11 protein-coding genes and 1 riboswitch are annotated in these 8,344 nt (G+C 38.1%); all 11 genes read right to left on the reverse strand.

What is annotated here, in order from left to right; all coding sequences use genetic code 11:
* Positions 1-14: 14 nt before the first annotated feature.
* Complete coding sequence (locus ACR65M_RS18895; protein ID WP_341332523.1) at positions 15-191, reverse strand: hypothetical protein; 177 nt, start codon at positions 189-191, stop codon at positions 15-17.
* Positions 192-725: 534 nt separating this feature from the next.
* Positions 726-1,745 (reverse strand): thiazole biosynthesis adenylyltransferase ThiF, encoded by a 1,020-nt coding sequence (locus tag ACR65M_RS18900; protein WP_341332524.1) that lies wholly within the window; start codon positions 1,743-1,745, stop codon positions 726-728.
* A gap of 105 nt (positions 1,746-1,850) precedes the next feature.
* Entirely contained in the window at positions 1,851-2,621 is a 771-nt protein-coding gene (locus ACR65M_RS18905) for an energy-coupling factor transporter transmembrane component T family protein (protein ID WP_341332525.1), read from the reverse strand.
* A gap of 20 nt (positions 2,622-2,641) precedes the next feature.
* The gene (locus ACR65M_RS18910; RefSeq protein ID WP_341332526.1) at positions 2,642-4,105 is read right to left on the reverse strand and encodes an ABC transporter ATP-binding protein; all 1,464 of its coding nucleotides are present in this window, start codon (positions 4,103-4,105) and stop codon (positions 2,642-2,644) included.
* A 13-nt stretch (positions 4,106-4,118) separates the two neighbouring features.
* On the reverse strand, positions 4,119-4,703 hold the full coding sequence (locus ACR65M_RS18915) for an ECF transporter S component (RefSeq protein WP_341332527.1): 585 nt from the start codon (positions 4,701-4,703) through the stop codon (positions 4,119-4,121).
* Between the two features lie 25 nt (positions 4,704-4,728).
* The gene (gene tenA / locus ACR65M_RS18920) at positions 4,729-5,409 is read right to left on the reverse strand and encodes a thiaminase II (RefSeq protein WP_341332528.1); all 681 of its coding nucleotides are present in this window, start codon (positions 5,407-5,409) and stop codon (positions 4,729-4,731) included.
* Positions 5,410-5,508: 99 nt separating this feature from the next.
* Positions 5,509-5,672, reverse strand: a riboswitch (TPP riboswitch).
* A 78-nt stretch (positions 5,673-5,750) separates the two neighbouring features.
* On the reverse strand, positions 5,751-6,065 hold the full coding sequence (locus ACR65M_RS18925) for a heavy metal-binding domain-containing protein (RefSeq protein ID WP_121447125.1): 315 nt from the start codon (positions 6,063-6,065) through the stop codon (positions 5,751-5,753).
* Positions 6,046-6,252, reverse strand: coding sequence for a hypothetical protein (locus ACR65M_RS18930; protein WP_099353347.1), 207 nt, complete (start codon positions 6,250-6,252; stop codon positions 6,046-6,048). Before ACR65M_RS18930 ends, ACR65M_RS18925 begins: the two co-directional genes overlap by 20 nt.
* Complete coding sequence (locus ACR65M_RS18935; RefSeq protein WP_440274088.1) at positions 6,252-6,455, reverse strand: sigmaY antisigma factor component; 204 nt, start codon at positions 6,453-6,455, stop codon at positions 6,252-6,254. Before ACR65M_RS18935 ends, ACR65M_RS18930 begins: the two co-directional genes overlap by 1 nt.
* Positions 6,442-6,801, reverse strand: coding sequence for a YxlC family protein (locus tag ACR65M_RS18940; protein WP_341332529.1), 360 nt, complete (start codon positions 6,799-6,801; stop codon positions 6,442-6,444). The genes ACR65M_RS18935 and ACR65M_RS18940 overlap by 14 nt, the downstream gene beginning before the upstream one ends.
* Positions 6,755-7,315, reverse strand: a complete 561-nt coding sequence (gene sigY / locus ACR65M_RS18945) for an RNA polymerase sigma factor SigY (RefSeq protein WP_440274089.1) — start codon at positions 7,313-7,315, stop codon at positions 6,755-6,757. Before sigY ends, ACR65M_RS18940 begins: the two co-directional genes overlap by 47 nt.
* Positions 7,316-8,344 lie beyond the last annotated feature (1,029 nt).

The raw sequence follows: 8,344 nt of genomic DNA on the forward strand, positions 1-8,344 counted from the left end.
CACGTTCCACTGTTCTAACCGCTTTCTGGATCTCCGACATATTTCAATGCAATAATCACATTCATTTCAACTTCCTCCCTTAGTTGTTGTTCAAAAAGTGCGGTGAATATGACGCTTCGAATTTCTGCAAACATTTCTCCGAGAACATGGTAATAACTAGGACATGCGCTTGCGTCTGCTAGTTTATTCACGAAGTCAATTCCTCAGCGTAAGGCTGCATGGATGTTAACTCAAGCAGTTGCCTCGCTCCGGTACTCGGGTGCTCGCGTCGCCTTGAAATTTCGACGCACAGGACGTGCTAGTGTCGACAAGACATGAGGCCGTGGCGTTTTTGTCGACGCGGTCCTCTTCATCCTCCTTTTGAACACTTATTCTTTTTGTACTTTTATAGTAAACAACCTTGAGGTTGTTGTACCCAAAAAGACGCAAAAAGGGCATACCGGCGCAAGCGCGATATGCCCTAAAAAGCACATAAAAACACACGTCCGCATAGCGTGACCTGTGTATCCTTTGTGTAGATGTTAATTTTGATAGTCGTGGACTATCAATCTATATTTACAATAGGAAGGGTCACGAATTGTATAAAGTTAATTGGATAAATCTTTTGCTTTTTCATTTCGTTACCCTCCCTTCCATTTTGTAGTAATCTTAATACTTTGTTAGATTACCATCATGGACATGTTATTGTCAATCACTAGTTTTTCGACAAGTTCCTCAATTTGAAATTATCCCAAATATCGATGGTAAAGGCTTTTAGCCTCTAATAAATCCTTTGTTCCATGGATGAGAACACGCCCATCTTTGAAAATGACCATTCGGTTTTGTCCTTTTTGAAAGGATAGTAAGTATGGGTTTCTTTCGACCTTGCCACCTTGGGTGGATAAAAGCTCCGCAAGTGAATCTAAATCTCTTTCGATTTTTTCACTAGGCCGTATTTGAACAGAATCTCGTCCACATAAAACAGCTGACTTTGTTTGATTCTCATAGGATAAAAAAGGATAGGTTGGATTTGTTCCACAGGAAAGACAGCTTTCCTTTTTCACACGATCAACCTTAATCGCGGTATGTTGATTTTTCCATAAATCAAACGAAACCAATTTACTGCGTAATGCATCGTAATCCTCAACCAATATTTTTAAAGCTTCGGTTACCTGATAGGCTACCACCATCTGTACAGCTGGACTAATAATTCCCACCGTATCACATGTTAGTCCACCCATGGGTACAGTTTCTAAGAGGCAATGCAGACATGGTGTTTGACCAGGAAGAATAGCATAGCTAATTCCATAGCTCCCAACGCATGCCCCGTAAATCCAAGGAATCTTATACTTTTGTGAAGCATCATTTAAGAGCATTCTTATGTCAAAATTATCGGTAGCATCGATTATTAAATCAACATGATCAATGATATTTTCAATCTCTTGAATGGAAACATCCATGACATGAGCCCGGATATCGACCTCTGAATTTATTTTTTCTAAGCGTTGTTTTGCTGCAACAGCTTTTGGTAAACGATTTGCCGCATCTTCTTCACTATATAATTGCTGTCTTTGTAAATTTGTCCATTCTACATAATCACGGTCTACAATTGTTAACTTTCCAATTCCAGCTCGAACCAGTCCCTCAGCACTGCCCGTACCTAGTGCACCAGCACCTACAATTAACACATGCTTACTTCTAATCTTCTTTTGTCCTTCCAATCCAATTGGAGTAAATAACTCTTGGCGAGAATAGCGTTCAGTCACCCCACATCAATCCTTCCTTCAAACTCCTAAATCCCAAAATATCTTATTCCTTAACTTAAAATTATCGTAACACATCTAGTTCCCTTCCATGAAGTAACCGGACTCCTAAATCAAAAATAATGGACTGGAGAGATAGTAACCAAGACTTACCATAATCACGAAATATAGAATAAAAACCAAATCATACTTTGAAAGAGTCAGTTCATAATAGAATGTACGATTATTATGATTCGAAAAGCGCTTTGCCTCCATAGCAACTGCTATCCGATGTGCTCGCCTAATACTTTGTGATAATAACGGAATAGAATATGCTTTTAGTTTAATAAAGATAGAGCGAATCCCTTTTTGGTGTTCAATCCCACGAACGCGCAATGCATTTTGAATCGTTTGGAACTCTTCTATCATAATGGGAATCAACCGTAATCCAGCCATAAAGCTATATGCATATTTAGGCGGCAACTTTAGCTGCTGCATCAACGAATAAAAAAGAAAAACAGGCCGTGTCGTTAAAGCGAACGTTAAGCCTAGACCTGCAAATATAATTCCTCTAAAACCAACAACTAACCCTTTATAAATGCTTTCCTCGGAGATTGTTATAAGTCCCCACTTAAAAAGTACCGTCTCTCCTTTACCAAATAGAATCATAGATGATGAGGTTGAGAGAAAAATAAGCAAAAATGGCAAAGTAATAAGAATGATTCGTTTAAATGAATGTCCTGTGAATCCAAAGAATAAGATAAAAACGACCAATGAAATATGAATAAGAAGCTGAAGAGTATCAATGAATAATACTGCAATACATAAACTGATTAGTACGAATAGCTTTATACTTGGATTTATTCGATGTAGCCATGTATCTTTACTTAAAAGTTCCATGAGTAATTTCCTTTCCCTGTTTACACTCTCAAGAGGCTAAGATTTACTTTCACTTGATTCAACAATTGATCTTTTACTAATCTCCCATTCTCAATGGTCCAACTTCTTGTCGCAAAATACTCTTCAATTTTTTCATCGTGAGTAACCATAATGATTGTCTTGTTCTTTTGTCTATAATTTTCTAGTAAAGTAAGAAGGGCAAACGTATTTTTTGAGTCAAGTCCAAATGTGGGCTCATCTAGTAAAAGTATTTGCTGATCCCTTACAATAGAGGCTGCTACACTTAATCTTCGTTTTTGTCCCATAGATAACTGGTAAGGATGTTTGTTTTGATGTTCTATGAGGTGAAAGATTCGTAGAAGTTCCTCCACGGTCTCAGATATTTCTAGTTCACTTCGTTTATCAATCCTTAACGAATAAGCAATTTCCTCATAAACAGAGTTTGTTACAAATTGAAGCTCCGGGTTTTGAAATACAAATGTCATGGCGTGATCTAGCTTTTTTGAGGTTGTAACTACTTCTCCAAATAATGAATAGTGACCTTTTGTTTGAATGAATTGCATGAGGGAGTGAAGCAGGGTACTTTTCCCAGCACCATTTCTCCCCTTGACCACAATCCACTCTCCTTCCTGAACTTGAACATCGTTAATATATATTTTTTCCTTTTTCTGTCTATATCCCTTAAATTCCTCTAGTCGAATAGATGGGGGATTAAACTCTGCTGTATTAATAGATTGCATCCATTTAAAGTCTTGAACAAAGTGATCCCAGACTCCTGGATACCAAATACCTTGTTCGTTGATGACCGTTTTATAATTAGAAAAAATTTCAGTTTTAGATCCATCTGCAATAATCTCTCCAGCTTCGTTGAAAAGGATTATTCGATCAACAATTGGAAGGACGTGCTCCAGTTTATGCTCTACGATGACCACTGTTTTATCCACCATAACATTTCTTATCACTTCCCAAATTTCCTGTGTCCCAGCTGGATCAAGCATGGATGAAGGCTCATCTAAAAATAATACGTCTGGCTCTAATGCCAATACAGATGCTATGGCTAAACGTTGTTTCATTCCTCCTGACAAGGTTTGGATGTTTGTGTGGATATCTTCCAAATCTAATCCAACTTGCTCTAAAAGACTTTTTATCCGTTCATCCATTTGATCCCTAGGAATTTGTAAATTTTCTAAGACAAATGCAAGTTCCTCATCAACATAAGGCATGCAAAACTGTGAATCAGGATCCTGAAAAACATAGCCCCATGCTTTGGGGATCTGTAACTTATCTACCTTCATTGGTAATTCTATCGAGTTTGGGATAATCCCGCTTAACACTTGAAGAATTGTTGACTTTCCACAACCTGAAGGCCCGAGAATTAATATTTTCTCCCCTTTTTTAATATGGCAAGATAAGTCCTTAAAAAGCAAGGACTTATCTCCAGGAAATGTTAAACGTAGGTATTCTACAAAGGCAATTGATTCCATATTCGATCCCCTTTTATTTTTGATCTAGTGCATCAAAATCACTGCTGGATAGTGGGCGTACAAGTTTTGTTACCCCTGTCATTTCCAAGGCACTAACTAGGTAATAAGCAAAAACACCAGCAAACAAGATGGAACCTACGAATCTAGCAACTAGGAACAAAATGAGATTCCAGGTAGCTAAGTCACCTATTTCTCCATACGCAAAATCCATTATTACTGACCCTAGACAAGAAGCTATTGCTGCCAAGACGACCACAGCAAGATTATATTTTCTATATCGAAAGAGCATAAACACTGCTTCAGCAAACAGCCCCTGTACAACACCGTACAGCAGAACGGTTAGGCCCCATGGAGACCCTAAAATAAATTCACCTGAGGCAGCTGCAATTTCTGCCAGTAATGCAACACCAGGTTTACGAATCACAAGATACGCAACAGTCGCTGCAATAAACCACATTCCATAGATTAACTGATCGGCGTGCAGCCCAATCGGCTTTACAACATAATATAAAGAACCCCAAACAATATAAACAATTCCAAATGCAATGGCGATTACGATCGTAACCAAAATATCAGTTAGTTTTAATCCTTTGCTCATTAATACCTCTCCTCTTCTCCTTCGTTCAGACAGATAGTTTTGATTGAACTGGCCAGTTCTCTAATTTGTACGCCATTTCCCAAAAGGAGTATTCATATTGACTACTAATCATAAAATGTTCCTTCATGCGGTCACGATCCTCTTGCGTCGCTTTTTCTGCCAATTCATTTACTCTATCGATCTGTTCTTCAACTAGTTCTTTAAACCAATCCCCACCATACGCCGCAATCCACTCCTGATAAATCGGCTCTTCTGGTTTGCAACCTTTAAGTCTTTCACCAATTTCATAATATAGCCAATAACATGGTAATAAAGCAGCAATTACATCACCCAAATGACCTGAATATGCGGCTCTATACAAGTGTGATGTATATGCATATGCTGTCGGTGCGGGTTTAAAGTTTTTTCTTTCTTCCTCCGTAATCCCAAGTCTTCCGGAAAAGCTTTTATGCAGCGCTAGTTCGGCCTCGTAAGTTCCTTGAGCGTGAATAGCAAGCCTGTTTGTTGTATGTAAGTCCTCCGCCTTTGCTGCGCCTAAAGATTGCACTTTTGCAAAATGAGTTAAGTAATAGGCATCCTGCATGACATAGTAACGGAAACATTTAATTGGTAATGTACCGTCTCCAATCCCTGTGACAAATGGATGGTCAAAGCTTGCCTCCCAAATATCGTTTGCCTCTTTACGTATTTCTTCTGAAAATAACATGTTCAATTCTCCTCCCTTTACTGTTATTTGCAAAATAAAAAACCACCTTCTTTACCAACGTAAAGAAAGTGGTTTGGATTTAGACAAATAAAAATAAAGAGACCCGTCTACCCACTTCCCTACGCTGGTATCAACCAGATCAGGTTCTAAGGGTCTCAAGGTTATGATAAAACAATCCTCAATCTCAGCCTTCCGGTAAACGATTCAAAGGTATAACACCATTAATACATTTACCTTATTTAAAGGCACCCCTAGTGGAATAATATTATTTATGCAATTTTTCTTATTTCCAATCATAACATGTTGGAAATAATTATCAAGGCTTTTTTAAGTTTTACTAGTTACTCTACATAAACTGCTGTTCCATATGCAATAATTTCAGATGCATTTTGCATAACAGCTGAGGTTTGTAATCGCATCCCGATTACTGCATTTGCTCCTTTTGCTTTTGCATCTTCCACCATTCGACCAATTGCTTTTTGGCGGGCTTCTTCTAGCATTTCAGTATAATCGGAGATCTCTCCTCCAACAATTGTTTTTAATCCAGCCATTATATCTTTACCAATATGCTTTGACTGAACTGTACCTCCTCTTGCAAATCCTTTAAGTTCTTTTACTTCTTTTCCAGGTACAAAATCAGTAGTCACGATAATCATTTTCGTCATCCTCCTCTTTCTCACGTTTTCGTTCCCATACTAATAGGGCAAATAATAGAATAATGGCAACCATGTAAAAGGCATAGAATGTTAGTGCCTTTGAAATATCAATAAACAAAAATACAATTCCTACGATTTGTCCAACAATGGCTATCATTAATACAATATATTTTGCAATATTCCTCATCATTCCCTACCTGCTTTACGTCGATAAATTTTTCTTGCAATAATAAGATAAAAAAGAAGGGGCAACGGTGATTGAATTAATCCCCATATTCCCCAAAACCAATAATTATGCCCCCGCTTTCGAGCATCTAAAAACAACCAAAAGCTTTGAATAAGAAGGGCAATCACTGCCACCATAATAAGTAGAGTATCATTCGTATTCATGTACAATCACCTTTTTTCGATAACGAAAGAAGCTATATACTGGAAAGCTAATTGTTGCAATACCTTGAATCACAATAAATGCAAGAGGAAGACGGAAAAATGACGTTATTAAAGCCGTCATGATGAATAATGCAATCAAAATAAATGCGGTCAGTTCTCGTCTAAACTTCTTCTTTTGTTTTTGTTGTGCAGTTGCTACCATTTGTTCAAATACTTGTAGGTCCGGAGTGAAAACCGAGTAATGATGATCTATTTTAGTGAGTGCTTCATTTATATCTTGAATCGTTTCTGGATCCTCTTCAAGTCGTTGTTCGTTTTTTAATAGAGTTAGCTTGTTTTTCTTCATTAGGTCTCAACTCCTTTCTCACTGTATGAATTCCATTATGTATTCTTGATTTAACAGTACCGATGGCGATATGAAGCATATCAGCGATTTCTTCATATGAATATCCATAATAATGTTTGAGAACAATTGGAATCCGAATTTCATCTGAAAGCCTTCCCAGTGCATCAAGAACATCATTCCAATCCTCAGAATGGTTCTCGAATTGCCACTTCATTTTTCGTAATGCTTGCTCCTGTTGATAATTTTGTTCGCGTTTCTTTTTGCGGATAGTGTCTATGTATAAGTTCGTAGCAATTGTTATGAGCCATGAGGAGAATTTTGCTTTACCGTTATACATATTAATTTTTTCCATGCTTTTCATCATTGCCTCTTGTGCGATGTCTTTAGCAATATCAGGTTTCATTGTAACTTTTATTAAATACTTAACTAAAAAAGGATAATGTTCTTTAAAAAGCATTGCAAACGCGAGTGAGTCACCACGCTTTGCACTGCGAATTAGTTCCTTTTCATCCATGCATTGAATTCTCCCCCGAGAAAATTTGTTATTTTTTATTTTTCGCTAATAATACGTATGAAGTCATTAAAAAGTTCACTCTCAGTTAAAAAAATTTATTATATACGTTTTCAACAGTTTAACCCATCCTATAGAAAATTACATTCCCCATTTTGACTCAAAATGGAGTTATCCTCGGATCTTGCCCAAATCATGCTAAATTAGGATTCATGCTTGGAGATTTCTTTTGGCCCTTGCCTGTATCACACCTTTATTCAGACTCATGACTGGGGATTTCCTCCGGCCTTGTCTGAATCACACCTTATTCCGACTCATGCTAGGGGATTTTCTCTGGCATTGTCTGAATCACACCCGCATTCCGACTCATCCTTGGGGATTTCCTATAGACTTGTCTGAATCACACCCGCATTCGGACTCATGCCTAGAGATTTCCTATAGCCTTGTCCGAATCACACCCTTATTCAGACTCATACTTAGTGGTTTCCTCTGGCTTTGTCTGAATCACACCCGCATTCGGACTCATGCTTGGAAATTTCCTTTTGCCTTGTCCGAATCACACCATTTTTCGGACTCATGCCTAGAGATTTCCTATAGACTTGTCCGAATCACACCCTTATTCAGACTCATACTAGGGGATTTTCTCTGGCCTTGTCCGAATCACACCCTTATTCAGACTCATACTTGGGGATTTTCTCTGACCTTGTCTGAATCACTCCCGCATTCGGACTCATGCCTAGAGATTTCCTATAGCCTTGTCCGAATCACACCCTTATTCAGACTCATACTTGGGGATTTTCTCTTGCCTTGTCTGAATCACACCCGCATTCGGACTCATGACCGGAAATTCCCTCGGGTGTTGTCTGAATCGCACCATTTTTCAGACTCATGCTTGGAAATTTCCTGTTGCCTTGTCTGAATCACACCATTTTTCGGACTCATGCCTAGAGATTTCAGTCAAGTCCTTAATATTGTGTAAAAGTGTCAACAATGATTTTCAACTTATTTATAAATTTGTATAGCGAGTTAGAA

This window comes from Ferdinandcohnia sp. SAFN-114, assembly GCF_059415045.1.

What these genes read in the sequence shown, in the direction of transcription:
- ACR65M_RS18905 (WP_341332525.1), bottom strand. Translation starts at nt 2,621, where the DNA reads ATGGAACTTTTAAGTAAAGATACATGGCTACATCGAATAAATCCAAGT.
- ACR65M_RS18910 (WP_341332526.1), bottom strand. Translation starts at nt 4,105, where the DNA reads ATGGAATCAATTGCCTTTGTAGAATACCTACGTTTAACATTTCCTGGA.
- ACR65M_RS18915 (WP_341332527.1), bottom strand. Translation starts at nt 4,703, where the DNA reads ATGAGCAAAGGATTAAAACTAACTGATATTTTGGTTACGATCGTAATC.
- tenA (WP_341332528.1), bottom strand. Translation starts at nt 5,409, where the DNA reads ATGTTATTTTCAGAAGAAATACGTAAAGAGGCAAACGATATTTGGGAG.
- ACR65M_RS18925 (WP_121447125.1), bottom strand. Translation starts at nt 6,065, where the DNA reads ATGATTATCGTGACTACTGATTTTGTACCTGGAAAAGAAGTAAAAGAA.
- ACR65M_RS18930 (WP_099353347.1), bottom strand. Translation starts at nt 6,252, where the DNA reads ATGAGGAATATTGCAAAATATATTGTATTAATGATAGCCATTGTTGGA.
- ACR65M_RS18935 (WP_440274088.1), bottom strand. Translation starts at nt 6,455, where the DNA reads ATGAATACGAATGATACTCTACTTATTATGGTGGCAGTGATTGCCCTT.
- ACR65M_RS18940 (WP_341332529.1), bottom strand. Translation starts at nt 6,801, where the DNA reads ATGAAGAAAAACAAGCTAACTCTATTAAAAAACGAACAACGACTTGAA.
- sigY (WP_440274089.1), bottom strand. Translation starts at nt 7,315, where the DNA reads ATGGATGAAAAGGAACTAATTCGCAGTGCAAAGCGTGGTGACTCACTC.